At 59.0% G+C, this 22,240-nt stretch carries 21 protein-coding genes; 13 read left to right on the plus strand and 8 right to left on the minus strand.

All coding sequences use genetic code 11. The annotated features are described in order from the left end of the window. Positions 1 to 215 precede the first annotated feature (215 nt). A complete protein-coding gene (locus IWX65_RS14125) occupies positions 216 to 917 on the plus strand; it encodes an energy-coupling factor ABC transporter ATP-binding protein (protein WP_196883791.1) in 702 nt (233 codons plus the stop codon). Beyond that, positions 914 to 1,525, plus strand: coding sequence for an energy-coupling factor transporter transmembrane component T family protein (locus IWX65_RS14130; protein ID WP_196883792.1), 612 nt, complete (start codon positions 914 to 916; stop codon positions 1,523 to 1,525). The genes IWX65_RS14125 and IWX65_RS14130 overlap by 4 nt, the downstream gene beginning before the upstream one ends. On the opposite strand, the gene IWX65_RS14135 is transcribed toward IWX65_RS14130, so the two are convergent. Then, a complete protein-coding gene (locus IWX65_RS14135) occupies positions 1,522 to 1,866 on the minus strand; it encodes a CHY zinc finger protein (RefSeq protein ID WP_196883793.1) in 345 nt (114 codons plus the stop codon). The two genes, IWX65_RS14130 and IWX65_RS14135, sit on opposite strands and share 4 nt — an antisense overlap. Before the next feature lie 480 nt (positions 1,867 to 2,346). Between IWX65_RS14135 and IWX65_RS14140 the strand changes: the two genes are divergently transcribed. Together IWX65_RS14140 and IWX65_RS14145 are read left to right on the plus strand one after the other, a co-directional pair. Then, positions 2,347 to 2,841: a hypothetical protein gene (locus IWX65_RS14140; RefSeq protein ID WP_196883794.1), complete on the plus strand. Its 495-nt coding sequence runs from the start codon at positions 2,347 to 2,349 to the stop codon at positions 2,839 to 2,841. After that, a complete protein-coding gene (locus IWX65_RS14145; protein ID WP_196883795.1) occupies positions 2,842 to 3,402 on the plus strand; it encodes an RES domain-containing protein in 561 nt (186 codons plus the stop codon). Between the two features lie 147 nt (positions 3,403 to 3,549). Here the strand turns inward: IWX65_RS14145 and IWX65_RS14150 are convergent, their stop codons facing one another. The 4 genes from IWX65_RS14150 to IWX65_RS14165 all read right to left on the minus strand — a co-directional run bounded on the left by IWX65_RS14150 (position 3,550) and on the right by IWX65_RS14165 (position 5,756). Then, the gene (locus tag IWX65_RS14150; protein WP_196883796.1) at positions 3,550 to 3,843 is read right to left on the minus strand and encodes a hypothetical protein; all 294 of its coding nucleotides are present in this window, start codon (positions 3,841 to 3,843) and stop codon (positions 3,550 to 3,552) included. A gap of 252 nt (positions 3,844 to 4,095) precedes the next feature. After that, complete coding sequence (locus IWX65_RS14155) at positions 4,096 to 4,584, minus strand: hypothetical protein (RefSeq protein ID WP_196883797.1); 489 nt, start codon at positions 4,582 to 4,584, stop codon at positions 4,096 to 4,098. A 78-nt stretch (positions 4,585 to 4,662) separates the two neighbouring features. Further along, complete coding sequence (locus IWX65_RS14160; RefSeq protein ID WP_196883798.1) at positions 4,663 to 4,932, minus strand: hypothetical protein; 270 nt, start codon at positions 4,930 to 4,932, stop codon at positions 4,663 to 4,665. Between the two features lie 656 nt (positions 4,933 to 5,588). Beyond that, the gene (locus tag IWX65_RS14165) at positions 5,589 to 5,756 is read right to left on the minus strand and encodes a hypothetical protein (RefSeq protein ID WP_196883799.1); all 168 of its coding nucleotides are present in this window, start codon (positions 5,754 to 5,756) and stop codon (positions 5,589 to 5,591) included. Positions 5,757 to 6,059: 303 nt separating this feature from the next. Here IWX65_RS14165 and IWX65_RS14170 point away from each other — a divergent pair, with 303 nt between their 5' ends. Beyond that, complete coding sequence (locus IWX65_RS14170) at positions 6,060 to 6,302, plus strand: hypothetical protein (protein WP_196883801.1); 243 nt, start codon at positions 6,060 to 6,062, stop codon at positions 6,300 to 6,302. A 579-nt stretch (positions 6,303 to 6,881) separates the two neighbouring features. Here the strand turns inward: IWX65_RS14170 and IWX65_RS14175 are convergent. From IWX65_RS14175 to IWX65_RS14185, 3 genes are all read right to left on the minus strand, one after another. Then, positions 6,882 to 7,781, minus strand: coding sequence for a glycosyltransferase (locus tag IWX65_RS14175; protein WP_196883803.1), 900 nt, complete (start codon positions 7,779 to 7,781; stop codon positions 6,882 to 6,884). 159 nt (positions 7,782 to 7,940) lie between these two features. Continuing rightward, the gene (locus IWX65_RS14180; protein ID WP_196883805.1) at positions 7,941 to 8,141 is read right to left on the minus strand and encodes a hypothetical protein; all 201 of its coding nucleotides are present in this window, start codon (positions 8,139 to 8,141) and stop codon (positions 7,941 to 7,943) included. 506 nt (positions 8,142 to 8,647) lie between these two features. Continuing rightward, positions 8,648 to 8,890 carry a DUF6480 family protein gene (locus IWX65_RS14185; RefSeq protein WP_196883807.1) on the minus strand — a complete coding sequence of 81 codons (243 nt, stop codon included), beginning with the start codon at positions 8,888 to 8,890 and terminating at the stop codon, positions 8,648 to 8,650. Positions 8,891 to 9,064: 174 nt separating this feature from the next. Between IWX65_RS14185 and IWX65_RS14190 the strand changes: the two genes are divergently transcribed. The 8 genes from IWX65_RS14190 (at position 9,065) to IWX65_RS14225 (ending at position 22,196) form a co-directional block, all read left to right on the plus strand. After that, positions 9,065 to 9,352 carry a hypothetical protein gene (locus tag IWX65_RS14190; protein WP_196883808.1) on the plus strand — a complete coding sequence of 96 codons (288 nt, stop codon included), beginning with the start codon at positions 9,065 to 9,067 and terminating at the stop codon, positions 9,350 to 9,352. A 121-nt stretch (positions 9,353 to 9,473) separates the two neighbouring features. Next, positions 9,474 to 10,622, plus strand: a complete 1,149-nt coding sequence (gene tal, locus IWX65_RS14195; protein WP_196883809.1) for a transaldolase — start codon at positions 9,474 to 9,476, stop codon at positions 10,620 to 10,622. Between the two features lie 1,203 nt (positions 10,623 to 11,825). Then, positions 11,826 to 13,127, plus strand: coding sequence for a diaminobutyrate--2-oxoglutarate transaminase (gene ectB, locus IWX65_RS14200; RefSeq protein ID WP_196883810.1), 1,302 nt, complete (start codon positions 11,826 to 11,828; stop codon positions 13,125 to 13,127). An 83-nt stretch (positions 13,128 to 13,210) separates the two neighbouring features. After that, positions 13,211 to 13,930, plus strand: a complete 720-nt coding sequence (locus IWX65_RS18080) for a 4'-phosphopantetheinyl transferase family protein (protein WP_442859200.1) — start codon at positions 13,211 to 13,213, stop codon at positions 13,928 to 13,930. A gap of 7 nt (positions 13,931 to 13,937) precedes the next feature. Continuing rightward, positions 13,938 to 15,398 carry an aspartate kinase gene (locus IWX65_RS14210; protein ID WP_334683870.1) on the plus strand — a complete coding sequence of 487 codons (1,461 nt, stop codon included), beginning with the start codon at positions 13,938 to 13,940 and terminating at the stop codon, positions 15,396 to 15,398. Between the two features lie 161 nt (positions 15,399 to 15,559). Next, positions 15,560 to 19,795: a Pls/PosA family non-ribosomal peptide synthetase gene (locus IWX65_RS14215; RefSeq protein WP_196883812.1), complete on the plus strand. Its 4,236-nt coding sequence runs from the start codon at positions 15,560 to 15,562 to the stop codon at positions 19,793 to 19,795. Positions 19,796 to 19,821: 26 nt separating this feature from the next. Beyond that, complete coding sequence (locus IWX65_RS14220; RefSeq protein WP_196883813.1) at positions 19,822 to 20,709, plus strand: lysyl oxidase family protein; 888 nt, start codon at positions 19,822 to 19,824, stop codon at positions 20,707 to 20,709. Between the two features lie 782 nt (positions 20,710 to 21,491). Beyond that, positions 21,492 to 22,196, plus strand: a complete 705-nt coding sequence (locus IWX65_RS14225) for a phosphoenolpyruvate carboxykinase domain-containing protein (protein WP_196883814.1) — start codon at positions 21,492 to 21,494, stop codon at positions 22,194 to 22,196. Positions 22,197 to 22,240: the final 44 nt, after the last annotated feature.

A 22,240-nucleotide genomic window follows, 5' to 3' on the forward strand; every position in this document is an offset into this window, starting at 1 on the left:
ATGTCCCCCCTTTTTACCGGCCTCGATTTGGGAATCACGCTGATCGGGTCCGCAGTATTCCTCCCAGGCGACATCCTCAAGGCAGTGCTAGCCGCCTTAGTGGCCGCCGGAGTTCACCGCGCCTACCCGGTTCCGCCGGCCGGCATCCGGCGTGGCGAGAATGGGGCCTGAATGCCCCCGGCACCTGCCACCCTGGCTGACGGGTTCCCAGAACCGTGATTTCACTACGGAACGTCTCCCATGATTTCAATGGATTAGAGGTACTCCGCAATGTCAGCCTGGACCTGGCAGAGACGCGGATCGCCTTCATCGGCGCCAACGGCAGCGGCAAGTCCACCCTGGCCCGGACTTTCAACGGGCTACTCATTCCGCGCTGCGGAACGGTCCTCGTCGACGGTGTGGATACCCGAAAGGATGCCGTCCGGGTGCGCCGCCGGGTTGGATTCATCTTCTCTGACGCCAACCACCAAATCATCATGCCCACGGTTGCCGAGGATGTCGCGTTGGGGTTGCGTGGACAAAAACTCACCAAACCGCAGACATCCGAGCTGGTCGGCGAAGTTCTGGCCCGGTACGGGCTGGCCGGACATTCCGGCCACCCGGCTCACCTCCTATCAGGGGGGCAGAAGCAGATGCTTGCCCTGGCCTCCGTGCTGGTCACCAAACCGGACATCCTGATCTGTGATGAACCGACCACACTGCTGGACCTGCACAATATCGAGATTTTCCTCGATTCCATCCAGAACCTGCCTCAACAGGTCATCCTGTTGACGCACCACCTGGACATCATCGAAGATTTCGACCGGGTCATCGTCATGGACCAGGGCCGAATCCACTTCGACGGGCGCCCCCACCAGGCCGTATCCGCGTACCGGTACCTGATCGGCTGCCGGAACACGGACAGCACCCGCCAGTGATCGGCTTGTACATTGAAGGGTCTTCGGTGCTCCATCGGGCCCCTGCCGGCTTGAAATTCCTGCTGCTGTTCCTGACTCTTACGGGGGTTTTCCTCGTGGAAAACCTGTACGTGCTCGGAGCGTTCCTGCTAATCAGCATGCTGCTTTACCCCGCTGCCGAAATCCGGTCCTCTTTAGCCTGGACAGCGGTTAGGCCCGTCGTCCCGTTCATGGTGCTTACGGTCGCAGCCCAAATGATCTTCAATAGCCTGGAGCGCGGAGCAATGTTCGGCCTGCGCATGGTCATCGCCGTTTTGTTGGCGAGCCTGCTGACCTATACAACCCGCACCAGCGACATGCTCGACTTCTTCGGCAGAATGCTCGCTCCTCTGCGTCACGTAGGCATCAGTCCCTGGCGGGCCAGCCTGGTGCTGTCCCTGACAGTGCGGGCCGTTCCCCTTCTATCGGCCTCAATCACAACGGCACGCGAGGCTTTCCTAGCCCGCGGGCAAAAGTTCGCCAGCTATGAAATCGTCATACCGGTCATCGTGGGGCTGATCCGCTCCTCCGAAGCAATCGGAGATGCTATCTCCGCCCGGGGCCTGGAAACCGATGAAACCGACAACTAATCTTGGGCCGGAACCACGAAATACAAGTGCGCATGGTTCCTGCAGCCTTCATTGAAGCCGGCCAAGCACGAGGGGCACCGATCAGCAGCCCGGTAATCCCGAATGGTTAGCTCTGTTCTGCAAACTCCACACAAAACCGCCCGTTCCTGCCATCGGTCCTCAGGCCACACCACAACGGGATGATCCGCGCACTCTTCATGGCACCGGAAGCAGGGATAATAGAGTCCGCAGCAGTTGAACTTTATGGCGATGACGTCCTTGCTCGTCCGGTAATGGACACAGCGCGTCTGCGTATCAACGGTTTTTCCGTATACCTCCACAAACGTCCTTCCGGTCCTCATACGGCGCGTCCTGCTTCCCAACCCAAACTACAATCAGTCAGCCCGTGATCCCAAGGAACCGTTCGGCGAACCCAACGACCAGTAATCCTACTGGTGACTCAGCGCGGGCAGCCCCTATCCTCATCACCAGGTCCGGCCGCCGTCTCTCGCAACCCTTCGCTTGCAACACACTCCGACGAGGCACTTCCCCTCCCCCGCTACGTTGCGGGTTGGGCTGTCTTGCTACCAGGTGTTTCAACTGATCACTCGATTTCGTGATGCAGACGACAGTTGCGAGACGCCGTGTAGGAAGACAAATGCCATAACGACTCGACCAAATACTCCTGGATGTCGACTTTCAGTCAAGACACTGACCGGCGAATCAGGAAGTCTTTCGCCGTGGGCGTCTGAGGCAACACCCGAAGTTCAGTTTTCCATGAAGCTGCATCAGTCTTGCCACGAACGAACCCCAACACTTACTGTTGGGGGATGGGTGAGACAGTGAGTGACTTCAACGGAACGGTCCGTGTCGGCGGATTTGAACTCCACATCAAGGACGGGCACGGGCTGCTGCCCAAAGGTACGGTGCTTTCGAAGGCTGGAGCACCTCGGAAGGGACTCAGATCATCAGGCCGAAACATTCACGTCAAGGAAATACGTAACGCGGGCGCATACGGACCCGGCGCCGTTGCAGGCCGAGTTGTGGAAGCCCTTGGAAACAATGTAGCGGCTGGTCTGCTGGGTGTAGCCCAGGACCGGCCCGGCCGCTGGGTCAAAGGGACTGATCGGCCTTCCGAGGAAAACCGAGCGAAGCTTGCCGATCTCGACTCCCTCGTAGGCCAGCTTCTTGCAGTCTTTACACCGGCGCAGGCAGCGCTGTGGTTGGAAGGCCAGGACCCGTTCCTACAAGCGCGGCCAATCGATGTATTCCGATTCGAGGGACCGGCCCGCCTCATCGAAGCCATGAAGGCCTACGAACAGGGCGCATTCGCATAGATGGAGTTCTACCGTGTTCTTAACTGGAATCCGGCTGCCCGGACCCCGTCCGAGAACGGCCACCCCCTTTTCGTTTGGCCGGCGCAGGGTCACGGTCGGGTTGACGACCCGGCCGATGACTACCTTGTGCTTTATGTGGGCTCAGATCAGGACGGAGCTGTAGCCGAGGCTTTCGGACGCTTCCCCGTGTGGAGCCCTGCAATCCTGGAGGTTCCAGCCGCCGCTCCGACAGGAACAAAAAAAGCTCTCGTCAAATACACCGGAACACCGCATATCCTCGACATGGACGACCCGCGTGTACTAGCCGATCTTGGATTGCGACCAAGTCAAGTAATCAACCGCGACTACAAAACAACCCAGCAATGGGCGCGCAGCGTATTCGACACAGGAAAACACGACGGGCTGTCATGGTGGTCTTTCTACGGCGCCCAATGGTCATCGATCGGCCTCTGGAACTGGAGAAGTCTCTCAGTTGAAGGTGACCCGGAAGTCCTTACCCTTAGTCACCCGGCCGTCGAATTAGCCGCCGCAGAGATAGCCAGGACCATCACACCAAAATAGACGGCGACCCCCTCAAGGTGCTCAACCGCGCGGAGAGCCCCTCAACCGGCGCCTTCGCTACCTTGGCTGGCACGTCGCAAATACCACCGTCGACGGGATTACATAGGCGCTGTAATCGGTTCTTCCTGCACACTGGTGCCCCGCTGTTCATGACCGGTTCCTGCTTTTACCATTCGGCTTTAAGCAGGAACCGGGGATGAGGCTGATGCTGTCTTGCTGGTGGATTAGGCGGCGGCCCTGTCCCTTGAGCTGTACCCAGAGCACGTTGCGATCATCGGTTATAGCGTCAATATGTCCGGATATCCAGCTACCTCTGACAAACTCCACGATGACAGGATCACCTTTTTTCAATTCGTGCCAGTGCGGGTTGTGGGAGCTCAGCGGTACATCATCACTCTCACCGGCTGACCCGTCGTCCCGGTTTTCCGATTTGCGTAACATGACCTGCTCCTGCCTTGCCTCTCAGAACCACTAAACCAATCAAGATTGAGGGCCGCACCCATCAAAGGTGCGGCCCTCAAACTGCGTTCCGGTTCAGGAGCGTCGGCTGACACTCAAAATGTTTGTTCTCCGACGTTCTCAGGCATGCCTCAGACAATTCGATGGCATGCTGCGAAGCTTTCCCTTCAGGCCTGTGGGTTTAGCGCCCACCCGCGACAACGCGACAGTCCCCGGTAGTTGCAGGCGTTAATTTCAGATACCGAACCGTTCGAGGATCGTCTTGTCCATGATTCCGGCAAGCTGGTCCTGCTGACCGCTGGCACGATCCTTCAGACGTTGCAGATCCTTCGGATCAAGCCGTTTGAAGGAACGAGACAACGCGAGCAGCGACGTCCACAGGCCCTCTTTGCCACGCACAGCAGCCTGCAGGGCCTCGAGCTCGATCTGACCAGCCATACCACCGCTTGTGTGGAACGGATTCAGCGGACCAGCTTTACTGAGCTGCGCACCAACCCATGTCAAACCCATTTTGGCTTTGCCCGGAGTATAGCCAAGGCGTCGTATCAACGCGACGAGGTCGTCCCGGTCCGCTGCAATGTCACGGCGCAATTCATCGAACACCGACTGGTAGGAAGTGTCCTTCCAGGTACGTTCCACTGATTCGAAAAGTCGAACCCCCGATTCAGCGGCCAGCAGGTGATCGCCAAGATAAGCGGAGAGCTTCTCGTCGTCAATGGGCATATCTGCCTTTCCGTAGGCGCACTGCCGGTTCCGTCAGGACATGTTCGGCATAGCAGCGGGAGGGGTTGCGCCGCGTCGTCAACCTATCCCGCTGTCACTAACCTCGCGGGCCTCTACATCGACAGGGCCGAAAAGGATCGCTGCGTCGGCGAGGCTTTGTATCTGACCTCCTGTCGAATCCCGGTTCATGTCGGAACGAACGATCCAGACTTCGGGGATGTTTTTTCCCATCCGATGCTCAACGGTCAAATCCGGAAGAGCATCCTCCAGACGGGCATAGCAGTCCCGTGCTTCGCTCTCGTTGTCAAAAGTGAAAGCTACCCGGTGCGACAAATCAATCAGAGGCATATCCATAGCCTCCCATGGGACTTCACCTGGGCAACAGAACAAACTCCTCAACGAGGGTGGAGCTTTTCCATGCTCACTACCAGAACGTGGACAGTGCGCCCGCATCTTTCGTGGTGCCCACCGCTTGTAGTTCCAACGTCGGTGTCAGCTGCCAACGCCGGAAAAAGCACATGACTCCGGCAAGCTGGTTCTACTCTGCTTGGCCGCGGCCCCTGAGGCGTTGCAGATCTTCCGGGTTAAGGTGCTCAATCGAGCTGGATAGCTCGGTCAGTGATGTCCGCAAATCCTCCTTGCCGTGCACGGCAGGTTGCAGGGCTTCGAGTTCGAGCGGGCCGCCGTGGCCTCCTCCTTGATGGAAGAGATTCAGCGGACGGGCTTTACTCACTTGCACCCCGAGACCTGCGAGGCCAACTTGGCTTCATCCAAGGGCGTTACGCAACGTCATACTAGCGAAGCGTAATCGTTCCGGTCGGCTGCACTGTCCTATTCAGTCCAGCGAGCAGTCTGATGAACTAGGAGCTGTGAAGTGTGCTTTTTGCGTTTATTCCACCCATTCGAAGAGCTGCACTCCCCGGTTCTACGGCCAGCAAGCGATCACCCCGAATAAGCTGGACTGCCTACCGTCGTCGATGGTCATGGCTGTATCTTTTCGTAGCTCAAGCACCGCCGTTGCCGTCCTTGTCCGGGTTATCCTCTTCCGGCTCAAAGTTCGATAGCTCCTCTGTCGAACTGACGGCAATACCATCTTCGCTGTCGGGAATTGTGCCCTCGGGTCCAACCCCTTCTGCCTGTTCATCGTCCTTATGGTCGTCCTGCTTGCTCATCATTCGATCCTCCGAAATGGCTGATTACGGGCTTACACCTGATTTTAGGCTCCCTGCATGAACTCAGCTCTAAAAACTGAGAAACCCCGGTGGCCGTGGCTCCAGGGTCTCAGCTCAGATGGCCTCCAGTTTTTGGGTGCCCGGCCGATCCCAGCGACACAGTCTGGTGGCTCACGGCTCGCTACCACGGATTTTGCTAGTTGTTAACGCGTTCGGTGGATCAGCGGTAGGTCCTTTCCCGGCACTGCATATGCTGGCCTGGAACCGAAGCGAACAGGCGCTTGGCGATCGAAAGGCATTCACTTGGCACTAACTGATGTCACCGCAGATTTTCATTTCACCTTCGACGACGGCGCTACTGCTGAAGCTATGGCCGATAAAATCCCGACAGCGTTCACGTCCACGCTTACTCGCAAGACGATTGACGGAAGAAAAATTTGGACGGTTTCGGCCCACGTTACTCGCGACGGCAGTAGCGAGCAGCTCCAAGCGATCTCAGAGCTACTCGCGGTGTATGAGCCCCTTGACCGCAGCAAGGAAGACTAACGGAACCACCAAAAAAGGTCAGGAACTCGAAATCCGGAAGCGGCTCAGAACGAAGACTCCGAGCCGAGTAAGGAACGACAACCTCAGGGACATGACGCAGGCGTTATTCCCCGATCTGTGCCTTCGACCACATGTAAACACGGGATCGTGACTGCGGATCGTGACCCGTAAAGGAAGCAGTGTCAGCCCGGCACTAACGGACTCAGCTCAGGAAATTACCTGGATACGACACGTACCTGCTACAACACTGAAGGCAAAGCACGGATGTGAAATTCCGATCCCCTACACCGTGTGGACAGACCGGGCAGCCGGGAAGTCGATGCTCAAAAGCCTGACTCCGGGGCCAACGTTGAATATTCAGGAGGTCCCGGCAGCCGAGTACCAAGACGAATAACCAAGCGGCCGGGACCTCCTTGGAACTTACTGAAATCTAGTCTCCGACAATAGCTACCCGGACCAACGCTCAATCCCGCAACGCTGGCCAGGTCCGGCAGTTCCCTCCGGCAAACCCGCCTCAAACTCTTTCTCGCCACGCTTCAGCCCCGGTGGGCGATCTTGCCCCAACTGTCGGGTTCATAGCTAGTCGGATAGGCGGATTGCGGTTGCATCGATACCGTCGCCCATCCCCTGGCCGGGGCTGCAGTCTCCGGCACGGGCCACACGCATAGTCCGAAGCAGCTTCAACGGCAGGTAAATGGACCGGAAAATGATGGCCGGAACCTTCAAAGCCCACCCGTTGACGTGGTGAGCCCGGTAGGTACGCTCAAAGCGGTCAACATAGTATCGATAGCATCCGGGAGAATCCTCCAGACGGCGGGCAGAGACACCGGCCACCATGGTTGGTAGGTACGCGATTCTCAACCCGTTGTCACTCAGGTGCAGGGATAGGTCAATGTCCTCATGCATCTCATCGGATTCATCCCGGCATGTCTGGAATCTAATGTGTTCCCATGCGGACCTGCGGACCGCCATATTGGAGCCAAACAGGAACGGATACCGGCCCGAGGCCAGCTTCATCACCAGTTTCCGTGCGGCATCATCTGCCTTTAGCCCCAACCGGTGCAACGGCATATCGTAATAAATGACAGGACCGGTAACAGCGGCAATATCCGGATCCATGAAAGCCTGTTGGACCTGTTCCACCCAGTCTGGTTCCACCCGGGAATCCGCATCAATACGACCCAGCACCTCACCCACGGCCGCGCTGAAACCGAAGTCCCGTGTAGGCGTTATCCCCTGCTCCGCATCCTGCCTAAGCAGGACGATGCCGCTATGGGGGTGTTCTTGCTGCATCCGGCCCACCACGGCGCTGGTGCCGTCCGTGGAACCGTTATCCACCACGATGATCTGCTCCGCCGCGACCGTCTGATAAATTGCTGCCAGCAAGCAACGCTTGATCACGGTTTCTTCATTGAACGCCGGGATCACCAACGAAACACTCAGTAGACTAGCCTGGCCGTGGACGGACACTCCGCCCACGGTAACAGTCCTTCCGGCTGTCACCACCGGCACTCACCACCAACTTTTACGACCGGCTTACACCACAGCCTGGCTTGCACCACACCTACTCGATCTCAACTTCAGCCTCGATGCCGGCCTGGATCATCAAGGCCAACGTTGACACCCCTGGGGAAAGACTCAGTCCACGGACTCGGACTGAGTTCGGATGAACTGCCAGTCCTCATCACCGAGAAACGGCTCCTCCGAGGGCCCACCGGCCTTTGCAATACCGGCCCGGACCTCTTCCGGGATATCAGCCGAACCCTGATGTTCTCTCAGCCACTGCTTTGCCCCGGTATCAACGTCCGGCCACCACTGCTCAATCTGGTGTGCTTTCACACGTACTCTCCTCTTGATTGTTGATCAACGGCGGCCCTGTGCTGCCGTGACATGCATCCGTAAACCAATCCGCACCACACACTTTCCGTACCAAAAACTCCCGGAGTCTTCAGGTCACGGGCATAGCGGCCGAGGTGACCACGTTAGTCCGGCCAGTTTCCCGCGAGCGAGTTAGCTGTTTTTGGTTTTCACTGGGCTGTCCTCGATCTCATCAAGAGGCGATGAATCGTCGTCGCTTACCGATGTCTGTGGATCCGATGTGTCAGGTGCTGGCGCTTTCGGTGCAGCGCTTCCCTCTTCCGGAAGGTCGCTGTGGCCCTCAAGGGAGGACGTCACTTCCTCATCGGCTGATTCGTCGTGCCTTGGTCGTTCAACAGGCATATTCAAGGTGTTTCCCTTCGATTGCGGCTCAAATGCTCCCCCGGCTGATGGTCACGCCTCGGCTTTGTGCTAGGTCAGGCCAAGCCAACCCGGCGTGTCATCAGCTGCTGAGCAGGCCCGGGATGTTAGCCCAGATTGAAGACGCCGACGATGTAGCCGACGATGAAAAGCAGGAACAGCAGCACAACGACACCGATAACTCCGATCCAGAGGCCCGTTACACCCTTGGATGGGCCGTCGTTCTTCGCGTGTCCCTGCTGCCACGTGGTGCTTGCTTCGCCCGGCGGTGTTTCGCCCGGCGGAACTCCTCCACCTGGTTCCAGACCGGTGATGTTGTCTTCGGTCGGGTCAGGGTTTCCTGCGCTCAAGCTGTCCTCCACCAGTTAGTCAGACGTCACGAGGTAGTCCGGGGGCGTCATGCCACCCTACGCCGAAAAAGGTCAGCACACTGATGATTCGGGTTTTGTCGAGGGAAAACGATCTGGCTTGCGGGATCGGGCTATCGGGGTGATCGCGTAGCAGCCTGACGTAGCGTTGACGACATGAGCGGATCCTTCAACATCGACCAGGTCAACGACCACGACTACCGCATGCGGACGGATACTGAGGGACAGACGTTCGAATCGCTGTTCCGGATGAGCCCTGATCTCGTCGAAAAACTCGGGCTCCCCGACGCCGAGGAGAAAACCATTGTCGAAGCGACCGCACAGTTCCTGTCGCAGCATCAATCGGTCCGAGAGTTCCCACCGTTGATCGACCTCGAAAACATCCTGGCCACATATGACCAGTACCCACAGCAGCTCCGCGAGCTACTAGCGGCAGAACACTGATCGCGCCCGTGGAATCCGCCCACAGCTAGCAGCCGATATTCGGCTTGGATCAACGCCGGTACAGGCACTGGGTATCGACGCCGGGACGACCTGTTGCCTTGTCCAAGAGAAAGAGCACCCCATGACCTCGAAAAACCCTGACTCAACGGACGCATCCCCAACAGGTTCATCGCCCTTGGGCGCTCTTTCGGATGCGGGGGTGTCGGTATGGCTTGATGATCTTTCCCGTGAGTTGATGGGTGGCGGGCAGTTACAGGACCTTATCGACAATCATCACGTCGTGGGAATCACTTCCAACCCGACCATTTTCGCCAGTGCGCTTTCACGAGGAGACCTCTACCAGGAGCAGTTGCGCCGCCTCGCAAATGAGCACAGCAGTGTTGATGACGCCGTCTTCACGATCACAACCGATGATGTGCGCCAAGCCTGCACCATCCTGCAGCCCATCTACGAGCGATCCGCCGGACAGGACGGCCGGGTCTCTATCGAGATTCAACCCCGCCATGCCCGAGACACCACCGAAACGGTCGCCGAAGCCCGCCAGTTATGGGACACCGTCGGCCAGCCCAACGCCATGATCAAGATTCCCGCGACCAGGGAAGGCCTGGAGGCTATTACCACGACGATCGGTGCCGGCATCAGCGTCAACATCACCCTCATCTTCTCCGTCGAACGGTACGAAGAAGTCCTCGATGCGTACATGTCAGGACTCGAGCAGGCACGCGAGCAAGGACGAGACCTGTCCCAGATCCGCTCAGTAGCCTCGTTCTTCATCTCCCGCATCGACTCAGCTGTCGACGCGCGGCTCGATGACATCGGCACTGCTGCCGCGAAAGCACTCCAAGGCACCGCGGCCGTCGCCAACGCCCACCGAGCGTACGCAGCCTACGAAAAAGTGGTGGCCTCCACAAGGTGGCAGGAACTCGCAGGGGCCGGTGCACACCCCCAGCGACCCCTCTGGGCATCAACCGGCGTTAAAAGCAAAGCACTCGCTGACACCTTCTACGTCGAGCAACTCGTCGCCCCCGGAACCATCAACACAATGCCCGGCACGACACTCACCGCATTCGAGGACCACGGCACGATCCGCTCCGACACCATGCCCGATACCTACACCGAAGCCACACACACCCTCGAAAAACTCGAGGACCTCGGCGTTGACCTCGCAATAATCTCCATCGACCTCGAACGCGAAGGCCTCGAAAAATTCAGTGCCAGCTGGGACGAGCTCGGGACGACCGTACACGCAGAACTCGAAAAAGAAGCCTAACCCAACCCCAGCACCCACCAGCACCTCCCGATTCCATTTTCGCCCGCGCCCTGGAATTCTGAACAAGGCACCGGGACTACGGTGACACCCTGATCCAAGGTAAGGCCGCGGCCTAAAACCCCGAGTCAACAAAAGCCGGGACAGCCCCCGATACGGAACATCGACCTACAACTCGCATGTGATCGATAAGACGGCAACCGAATCACATGCCTCGCGAACGGTCGTCTACCGCACGTCGTCACCCTAGCGTTCGAGCCTGCCGCGGACGTCAGCGCAAGGAAGCGCCAGAGAGCGGATCGGCAAGAGCGAGGGTATTGGGTGCTTTTGCCTTGGTCAATCAGGGTGTTCGTACGGCTCTTGCGGCGCTGGAGCTGGGGCGAGCATTGTTGCCTGAGGTTAGGATGGGGATCTTTCAAGGTCCAGCTAGTCTCAGAGTAGATGTTGGGGTTCTGAAGCAGGGAGAAGAACGACTCCATCGCGGCATTGTCACCGCACGCGCCGTTCCTTCGGCACCCCCGAGCGAGCGGTTGGAATCAGTGCGGTTGGTCTCTTGTCAATGTAGATTGTGAGGTCTACCGTAATAGAACAGTGATTCGCCAGAGGTGCAGTTGGGGAATCAACGTAGGTCTCGCGTGTAGTTGGTACTGCGGTGGTGATACATCGGGTGTACTGGTTCATGGCAGGCCGTCACTGCCCTGTGGGATTTCCCCGCCTTCGGCCTCGACAGCGCATATCCTCTGTTGAGGTGGATTGTCGGTCCAGGGATCGCCAATGACGGCCCGCGAAACGAGAACTCTCCTGCAAAGAACTGCGCTCTCTAAGCACCAATGCGCCCCGCGAGGAAAACACCGTGATGCATTTAAGTGCGTCGTTTTGGGACCGCTATCTCACCGTCATAATCGTGTCTTCATCGCCTGTTCCGCCATATTGACTAGGCCAACTTGACCCCGTAACGAGGTGGGTGAGGAAGGGCCAAGCGCGGACCGGCCCGCTTTTTGTTCCGACACTTTGATTTGTGAAGACTTCCGTTCCTTGATGCCAGGCAGACCACCCTTTCCGAGAAGTTTTCCGGGTTGAGGTCCAACTGGCTTCAAACTGATCAGTCCCTTCTTAACTGGTCCAGGTTCGATGGCACCGGCAACTCACCGCGGCTCGGGGCGAGCAAGGCACAGGCGGTGATTATCTGACTTAAAGAGGGACGCAATGTCCGATATCTTCGAAACCCTGGAATCCCAGGTTCGCAGCTACTGCCGGGGCTGGGACACTGTCTTCGAACGTGCCACTGCCAGCACTCTGTACAGCGAGGACGGTAGGGAGTACTTAGACTTTTTCTCAGGTGCAGGCGCGCTGAACTACGGACACAATAATCCGGTCCTGCTTACTCCACTGATCGCGTATCTGCAGTCCGGGGCCATCGTCCATTCCCTTGACATGAAGACTCCGGCAAAGCGGCGATTTCTCGAGACCTTTCACAACCTCATTCTTCGACCCCGGCGGCTCAACTACAAAGTTATGTTCCCGGGCCCTACCGGAACGAACTCTGTAGAGGCGGCCCTGAAGTTGGCCCGCAAAACCACTGGTCGGCACCATATCCTCAGCTTCACTAATGCGTTTCATGGGATGACTCTCGGCTCTTTGTCGGTGACCGGTAACTCCATGAAACGCCAGGGAGCGGGAATCCCGCTGACCAACACCTCGAGCATGCCCTATGACGGTTACTTCAACGGCCGGACGGCGGACTTCTTGTGGCTTCGACAGGTGCTGGAGGACAGCGGATCCGGCGTAGACAAGCCAGCGGCGGTTATCGTGGAAACCGTTCAGGGCGAGGGCGGGCTCAAAGCGGCCCGTGATTCTTGGCTAAAAGGCCTTGCAGACCTCTGTCAGCAGCATGGCGTTTTGCTCATCGTCGACGATGTACAGACCGGGTGCGGGCGCACAGGGTCTTTCTTCAGTTTTGAAAACGCCGGCATTACGCCGGACATCGTTTGCCTGTCCAAGTCAATTTCTGGTTTCGGGTTGCCGCTGGCTTTGACGCTATTCAAGCCCGAACTGGATATTTGGAAACCCGGGGAACACAATGGCACCTTCCGCGGCCACAACCCCGCCTTCGTTACGGGAGCTGCCGCTCTGGAACATTACTGGCAGGACCGGGAGTTTGAGCAGCAGATCAGTCTGCGGACCACCCAACTGCGTGAAGGGCTCGGCCAGATAGCAGCCCATACCGAAGGGGCTCGGGTCAGAGGCCGCGGTCTCCTCGCTGGTATCTATTACCCCGACATTGAACTGGCGAAAAAAATCTCCTCTGAATCGTTCGTCCGGGGGCTACTGGTAGAGACTTCGGGCCCCGAGGGTGAAGTTATCAAAACCATGCCCGCGCTTACCATCAGTGCCGAGGATCTAGACAGGGGCCTCGAGCTGCTCGCTGAGGCCGTCAGCGCCGTCACCGGGGAATCGATTGCACACACGTCGACGGAGGACACATGGAGCCGGTGGCAGACGCAATAGTCGGTGGCGTCTCCTTGAGAGCTACCCGCTTGTCCGACGTCGACCTTCGGCTGGTCGGCCTACTGGACGAGGCCGAGCGACGTATGGCTGCCGGTTTTTCATCAGTTCAACGTGACCGATTCCTCAGCAGCCGGATACTGCTGCGGCTTCATGCTGCCAGGCTGGCAGGGGTCACCCGAGGTTCCCTGCGGGCAGATTACTATTGTCCCACCTGCACGACGCAAGGTAACAAGGTTCATGGAATTCCCCGCTATAAAGTGCCTCGGCAGGGATCAGGCATTCGGCTGAGCTTGAGTCGGGCAGAAGATTGGTGCCTCCTCGCAGGTAGTGCGGAATCTAATATCATCCGCCTGGGGATAGACGTTCAGGAAATGTCGTCGACCGATTTCGATGGGTTTGGGACCGTGGCGTTGACATCAGTTGAGCGGGATCTCGCTTGGCGTATGGCTCCGTCTATGAGGCTTGCGTTCATGGCTCAGCTCTGGGTGCGTAAGGAGGCAGTCCTCAAAGCGCTGGGCTGCGGGCTGATGATGGAGCCTTCGACTGTAGATGTGTCCGGCAGGGCTCCGGTAATCCGTGGGCAGGCGATGACCCCGGAAGACTGGCTTATTACAGATGTGCACCCCGCAGCAGTGGGGCTGCCGGGTAAGTACGTTGCAGCATTGGCATTGCTGCGGGCACCCACATCGAACGGCGTGATCAAGCGAGGCTCGAAGCCCCAAGATTCTCCCAAGGTCCACATCACACAATCATCAACAGGACCGAACGGACCACATACCGGCCGTCCGCCCTGTACGAATTGAGGCCGGCATGAATTCTATCCAAGGTGTCGACGAGATCTATCCGCGGACAGGTATGCGCGCCTCCGAATTGCCAGTCGGGGTTACTTCGTTCCTCGGAGTGTCACCATCCGATTTCGCGGTGATGAAGATACCCAGGGCAGCCCCACCCCGAAATCTCATTGTGCAGAAGTATGGCGGGTCATCGTTAGCAGACGCAGCGGGTATCCGGCGGTCGGCCCAGCGGATCGCTGAGACACAAGCGTCCGGATATCAGGTTTTAGCGGTGGTCTCCGCGATGGGGGATACCACCGATGAATTGTTGGATCTGGCTACCAGTGTTTCTCCAAGGCCGCGGGCTTGTGATCTTGACGCATTGCTGACGACGGGGGAACTCGTGTCCATGGCGTTGTTGGTTATCGCGCTGGCAGATTTAGGGGCAAATGCTCGAACCTTCACCGGTAGCCAGGCAGGTCTGATTACCGACAGTCTCCACGGCAAAGCGCGGATCACCGACGTTAAGCCGGACCGTATCCACGCCTGTCTGAAGCGGGGCGACATTGCCATCGTGGCTGGATTCCAGGGAAGAACACGGAAGAAAAAGGCGCTCACCACCCTGGGAAGGGGTGGTTCGGACCTTACTGCCGTCGCTCTAGCCGCCGCCTTACACGCAAGCGTCTGCGAGATTTATACCGATGTAGATGGGATCTACACCGCGGATCCGCGGGTTGTCCCAACTGCCCGCAAAATTGAGGTGCTCTCCAGTGAGGAGATGCTTGAATTCGCCGCCTCGGGAGCGAAGATACTGCATCTCCGCTGCGTTGAGTACGCCCGACGGTTCAACGTTCCCATTCATGTGCGCTCATCATTCATCCAGGCACCAGGCACTCTCGTTTTACCCTGCCTGGACGGACACCGCGCAACGTCGGCAAGAGAACGCGTCGTTGTTTCGGCGGTGACAAGCAACAATTCGGCAGCGACCATCACAGTCACCGATGTGCCCCTCAGCACCGAAGCTACGGCCCGGATCTTTGGGAGCCTCGCAAACTCCGGGTTCACCATCCGCATGATCACCCGATACACCCATCAGGCACACCACAGCACTTCGGACCTCGTATTCGCGCTTCCAGCAACCGATGCCCCCGCTGCTCTTGCGACGCTCACCGCAATACAGGAAGCGACCGGCTTCAGGGGAGTGAAGGTTCAGGACCACATGGGCCAGATCACGGTTTCCGGGCTCGGCATGCGCTCCTCCTCGGAGGTGCTTTGCGCCTTCTTCAGAGTGCTTTCCGATGCCGATATTCCGGTCCAGTTGATCGAGACGTCGGAACTGTCCATTTCGGCCGTCATTCCAGCCGATCGGCTCGAAGACGCAGTCCGAGGCCTCGAAGTGGGGTTCGGTCTCAACAAGACGCAGATACCACCATCTGGGGGACAAAAACGGAGCACGATCAGTGAGACGGGAGCGGCACATGGGCCCGCACACGCTTGAATCGGCAACGCGGGCAGGGGCCATCATCCGCCCTTCCCGGTCGGTGAAAAACCGATGGCGGGCAGGTTCGAAGCAACGCAATATCCTTCCCCCGTTTCTCACGCCGGAGCCTCGAGACTGCCACCTCCCTTCTGGTCGGGCTCGTGAGGAAGAGGGGAACTATGAACAGCACATCCAAAACTGATCCCGGGATGAACCGTCCCGTCCGGCTGCACGGCGCCGCGTCCTTCGGAGCGACCGGAGCCGGGCCCGTCTTGGCGGCGGAGGGCGTGGACCACGCTCTCCGCTGGCGGGCGGGCGAGCGGCTCAATCACCTGTTCGAGGGCCGCTGTGACAGCCTGCGGAGCCAGGGGCGGGGAACTCAGTCGGCCGTTGACGCGGGGGAAGTCACCCTCAGTTATGACGAGCTCGACGGGCGGGCGAACCAGCTCGCCCGACACCTGCTGACGTGCGGTGCCCGTCCCGGGGACCGGATTGCACTCCTGTTCGATCAGCCCTGGCAGGCCTATATCGGAATGCTGGCCGTGCTGAAGATTCACGCAGCATACGTCCCCCTCGACCCCGGTTTTCCGGGGGCCCGGCTGAAGTACATAGTGGAAGATGCTGACGCTGCCCTGGTCCTGTCCCTCACGCATCTGAAGGATCTGCTCCCTGAAGTCGCTGCTCCCGTAGTGTGCCTTGACCATGTGCGCGCACACATTGCGGCCGAGGACTCGTCCCGCCTTGCTGCCCTGCCCGAGGGCGGCATGCAGGACGAGCTGGCGTACATCATCTACACCTCCGGCACGACCGGGCGCCCCAAAGGGGTCGGAATTGAGCATGCCAGTATCTGTAACTTCGTCCGTGTTGCCGCGGAGGTTTACGGCTACAAACCGGAGGACCGCGTCTACCAAGGTATGACCATCGCCTTCGACTTCTCTGTAGAGGAAATATGGGTACCTTGGATGATTGGGGCCACCCTAGTTCCTAAGCCTGGTGGTTGCAGCCTCCTGGGAGCCGAGCTAACCGAATATCTGCAGGAACGGCGCATTACCGCCCTGTGCTGCGTTCCGACCCTGCTGGCCACCATCGATGAGGACCTGCCCGGTCTCCGGTTCCTGCTGGTTTCCGGGGAGGCCTGCCCCCGCGACCTAATCACCCGCTGGCACCGGCCTGGCCGCCGATTCCTTAACGTTTACGGTCCCACCGAAGCGACCGTCACCGCGACCGTGGCCATCGCCGACCCGGACCGGCCGGTAACGCTGGGGGTGCCCCTGCCTACCTATTCGGCCGTGATTCTTGACCCTGACGAAAACCGGGCTCTGGCGATCGGGGAAACTGGGGAGGTCGGGTTGGGCGGCGTCGGGCTGGCCCGCGGGTACATCAATCGGCAGGACCTAACTGAGCGGGCGTTTATCGCGGATTTCCTGCAGCTCGATAACAACCCGTCCGGCCGGATCTACCGCACCGGCGACTTGGGAAAAATCAATTACGACGGTGAAATCGAATACTTCGGCCGCATTGACACCCAGGTAAAGATCCGCGGCTATCGCATTGAGCTGACAGAAATTGAATCCGTTTTTTTGCAGGTGCCGGGCGTCGCTCAGGCGGTCGTGTCGACCTACGAACCCGAGCCCGGATTCGTAGAGTTGGCCGCCTATTACACGCTGCGCCATGATACCGCGGACCTCGATCCGCATGACATCTACAAAATGCTGAGGGTCCGACTCCCGGGCTACATGGTCCCGGCCTACTTCGAACAGCTCACATCTATTCCGATGATGGCCAGTGACAAGGCCGACCGGAAACGCCTGCCGCGGCCGGTGAACAGGCTCAGTCTGGCCAGTACCGGCACCTATACGGCTCCAGTGACGCCGGTGGAGGAATTGCTGGCAGCGGAACTGGGTGCGGTCCTTCGCCTGGAACGCGTTTCCACCGACGCACACTTCTTCAATGATCTTGGTGCGAACTCCCTGCTGATGGCGCACTTCTGCGCCCGGGTTCGGGGGCATACAGACCTCGTTCCGCCCGGGATGAAGGACATTTATTTGAATCCGTCGATTCAGCAACTCGCACTGCTGCTGACCGCGAATCAGCCAGAGATCGACGACGGAGCAGCACCGGCCGGGGAGGCCGTTCCGGCGGTGCGGAGGCCTGCCAGCACGGCACAGTACGTCATCTGCGGGGCGCTACAGCTGTTGATCTTTCTGGGCTACCTCACGTGGGTCTCGCTGCTGCTGGTCCTGGGCTATGAGTGGATCTCCGCGGGCAGCGACCTGGTGCAAATGTGGACCCGCTCCATAGGTTTCGGAGCCGCAACGTTCGTGGTGCTGTCGCTAGTGCCGGTCCTGTTGAAATGGATCCTGATCGGACGGTGGAAAGCCGGGCAGATCCAGATTTGGAGCATGGCCTATGTCCGGTTCTGGGCGGTTAGAACACTCATCCAGGCCAATCCTCTTGTGCTGTTTGCCGGTTCACCTCTTTACCTGCTGTATTTGCGGATGCTCGGTGCGAAAATCGGAAAGGGCGCAGCCATTTTCTCCCGCATGGTCCCGGTGTGCACCGACCTGCTCACTGTGGGAGATGGCACCGTCATCCACAAAAATTCCTTTTTTCTGTGCTGCCGCGCCCGCTCGGGAATAATCGAAACAGGTCCCGTGACCTTGGGCCGGAATGTGCTCATCTCCGAGAAAACAACATTGGATATCGGAACCTCGATGGGCGACGATGCCCAGCTCGGGCACGCCTCGTCCCTACAGACTTCGCAGTCAGTACCCGACGGACAGATATGGCACGGTTCTCCTGCAGCCCCCACTAGCACGAACTACCGGCGCGTGGATCCCACCAACTGCAGTACCCGCAGACGGGTTATATACAGCCTCCTCCAACTGGCAAACCGCCTCCTGCTGGTCTTTCCGGTCGGGCTGCTCGGCTTGTCCACCTTGCTGCCTGACTACCTGGAACTGGGCCATCTGAGGCCGGACAACCTGGGATTCTTCCTGGACACCATGCTGGTGACCTTGGTGCTGTTCATCGGCGGTTTCATCACCGGTTTAGTTATTATCCTGACCGTTCCGCGGCTGCTGAACATCATCCTGAAACCCGATACCGTCTATCCGCTTTACGGCGTGCACTATTCGTTCCAGCGCACGATGGCGAGGATTTCGAACATAAAGCTGTACAAGGACGTGTTCGGGGACAGTTCCTACATCGTGCACTATCTCTCGGCGCTCGGGTACGATCTGGGCAAGGTGGAACAGACCGGTTCGAACTTCGGCCCAGAGGTGGCCCACGAATCGCCCTATCTGTCCTCCGTCGGAACCGGGACCATGGTTTCCGACGGCCTGAACCTCATGAACGCCGACTTTTCCAGCACGTCTTTCCGACTGACGCGGGTCAGGATCGCTCCACGGAACTTCCTCGGCAACGACCTCACCTTCCCCATCGGGGCCCATGTGGGCGAAAACTGTCTACTAGCGACGAAAGTGATGATCCCCATCGACGGGCCCGTCCGGACCGGGGTGGGGCTGCTGGGCTCACCGCCCTTCGAAATTCCTCGGGCCGTCATGCGCGACACCCAGTTTGACGAGCTGAAAATCGAGGAAGCCAAAAACAGGCTCCTGCCCGCCAAGAACCGGCACAACATCGTCAGCATGGTCCTCTTCCTGTCCGTGCGCTGGTTCCTGCTGTTCGTCGGCACTCTGCTCGCCACTGTTGCGGCCGCCCTCCACGGCGTCCTCGGCGCCCTCGCAGTCGCCCTGGCGATGCTGTCGTTCCTGGTGTTCCGCGTCCTACTCTCCGTGCTGGTCGAACGCGCAGTAATGGGCTTCCGACACCTCACGCCACAGTACTGCTCCATCTACGACCCGTACTTCTGGCGCCATGAGCGGCTGTGGAAGCTGCTCGCAACGCCGCCGTTCAACGGCACCCCGTTCAAAGCCCCCATCTGGAGGATGCTCGGCGTAAAAGTGGGAAGGAGGCTTTACGACGCCGGGGTCAACATTTCAGAAAAGACCCTGGTGACCATCGGGGACGACTGTGCCTTTAATGAAGGCACCGCCATTCAGGGCCACTCCCTCGAGGACGGAACTTTCAAGTCGGACCACATCGTGCTGGGCAACCGTTGCTCCCTGAGTGTTGAGTCCTTTGTTAACTACGGGGTCACCATGGGCACCGGCGTTGTCCTCGAGGCTGATTCCCTCCTAATGAAGGGTGAGAACGTGCCGAATAACTCTGTCTACGGCGGCAACCCGGCAAGCGAAACGAGAAAGGCTGCCAGGACGGCACCGGTCCCGGCCGGCCCTCGGCACCGGGCAGCGAACAGACGGATCCCCGCCAGCTGGCGGCCCCATGGCGCCCACCAAATTCCCGCCCACGAGGCGCACCGGAAGCACGCCCACACGGCGCGCAGGAACTAATCAAATCAACGAACAGGACGACGTCAATGATACGCAGAGCGAGGCAATCGAAGTTCACGGAAACTTGCCCGGAATCTCCAAAGTGCTGCCGACATGGCTATGCAGTAGCTTTGTCGACCTGTTACTGGCGTTTTTGCGTAGCGGCGGTTATTGCCACGACGGTTTCTGCCTGTTTCCCGCAGGGCGATGCAGCATTGAGCCCCCCAGAAACTTCGCCGACGGCCGCTGAATCATCGCCGACGGCTTCGGGTGCTGCGGGTGACATCCTCCCTGACCTGGTGATGCTGCCGTTGCAGTCAATCCATGTCGGTTATGACCGAGGGGAGAAGGTGCTCCGCTTCACGGCCGATGTCCTGAATGACGGCGACGGACCGATGCAGGTGACCGGTACCCGGTCCAGTACAGAGGAACCGGATCTGCTGGTTTCTCAAGACATCCTGCAAGCAAATGGTAATTGGAGGTCGGTGGAAACCGACGCCATCATGCGGTACGAGACCGTCGACGGGCACGACCACTTCCACCTGCAGGAGTTCCAGCGCTATCAGATGCGACCGGAGGACAGTGACGAGTGGCGAGGCTCGCGCAAGGAAGGATGGTGCCTGCGTGATGACGGCAGCCTACGCGACAAGCCCTCCAGATACAGCGACGAGGACTACTACTGTGGCGAAGATGAGGACACCGAGCTCACTGAACTAATCCAAGGAATGACCGAAGGATGGGTGGACTCCTACGACTGGTACCTCGAGGGTCAATATATCGAGCTCAAGGACCTGATACTGCCCGGGAACTTCTGCCTCGAGGCAGAGGCTGATCCCAACCGTTCCCTTACCGAGAAAAACGACGATAACAACGTGACTTCAACCTTGGTGCACATCACCGAAACAGAGGCCTCCGTCGTCAGACAGGGCTGTTAGCGTTGGAACTGTCGGCAGCTCCGAATTACGCCTTCCTCTTATGCGCTAGATCCTGCGCGAGACGGTTACGCACCTTTTCCTGCGTCTGAGTGCCGGAGGCGCTCTGCAGCCCGAATCTGCTCATCAGCGCTTGAGGGGTGAATACTAAATAGATTCAGGTACCGCTGGGGCAACTTCACGTGCAACCGGTCCTCCGTTCCGAGAATCCGGAACACCGTCATTACTCGCACAACATCCGCAGGATGCATCGCCGTCCAGCCCGATGAGGGAATCGGCGTGATGGCATAGCCGGCCACGACGGCAACCAGATCATCAAGCGCCCACCACCCGTCCTTCTTCTGTCGTGAACCACTATCAATAGACAGGTACCCACGTACATCCTGTTCCGGCGTCGCTGTTGCCCTCCACCGTGCCGACACCGGTCCGCCCGTGGTACCCGCACCATCAAGCGTGTCGAGAGTCCGCAATCCGTACTGCACGTCCATGGCGGGGCCTTTCGTTGCGATGAGATCAAGAAAAATCCGAGCTGCCACAGGATCCTAGCCGCGGCTGCGGACAATTCCGCTGACCTTCTCACCGCCAAAGGGCCCTGCGACCTGGGTGGTACCCGGTTTCATCACAGCACCCCTTCCGCGCATGGTCGGTGACGTGGACTTGCCGGCGCCGTGGATGTTGGCATCGATCGCTCTGCACCAGTCCCCTCCCGAAGCTCAAGACCTGCCGCCGGCACCAAACATCTTCTGGACCAAGCTGACATAGTTGACCGTTATCGGCGTTAACTTGTGCGGGTTAGGAGTCAACCGAACCTTCAGCAGTCCCCACACCCCAACAGCCGCTTCACGACGTCTCTCACAAATGTCCCGACCGTCGCCTCCGACGCCGAACACCCCACAAAGGTGCCAATCGACGCGATCATCTTCGGCGGTCGCACCCGGGATCGGGAGCCCCTGATCCGCGTGATCACCGACCTCGCCGAAGCGGTATACGACGGCCTCACCCTGGGTGTGGAGGCGACGTTCGCTGCCGAAGGGCTCGACGGCCAACTGCGCTACGACCCCATGTCTATGCGCCCGTTCTTGTCCTACCCTGAAGGCAAATACGCGCAACACTGGCTCAATATCCTCGGCCAGCTCGCCCACCCGCCCGTCTTCGCGCACGTCAACTGGTTCCAACGCGACCCCGACGACGGCCACTACCTCTGGCCGGGATACCGCGAGAACCTCCGCGCACTCCTGTGGCTCATCGACTACCAGTCAGGAGTCGTCGCGGGGAACGCCACCCCGGTCGGTGCGATCCCCGCAACCAGTGAACTCAACCTCGCAGGGCTCAATCTCCCCGCGGGTGACCTTCAGCGGATCTTGAGTATCGACACCACCAGATGGCGAGACGAGATGCGTCACCGCGGTGAACACCTCGCTCAGTTCCCGGACCTTCCCGAAGCGATCCGCAGGGCCCACGAGCGAATCACGCAGAAACTCGCCCAGTAGTACTTCGCTAGGTCTGTTAATCCGCTGAAAGTGGAAAAGCCGGT

This window comes from Arthrobacter sp. CAN_A214 (genome assembly GCF_015751955.1).
In the GTDB taxonomy this organism is placed as follows: domain Bacteria; phylum Actinomycetota; class Actinomycetes; order Actinomycetales; family Micrococcaceae; genus Arthrobacter_D.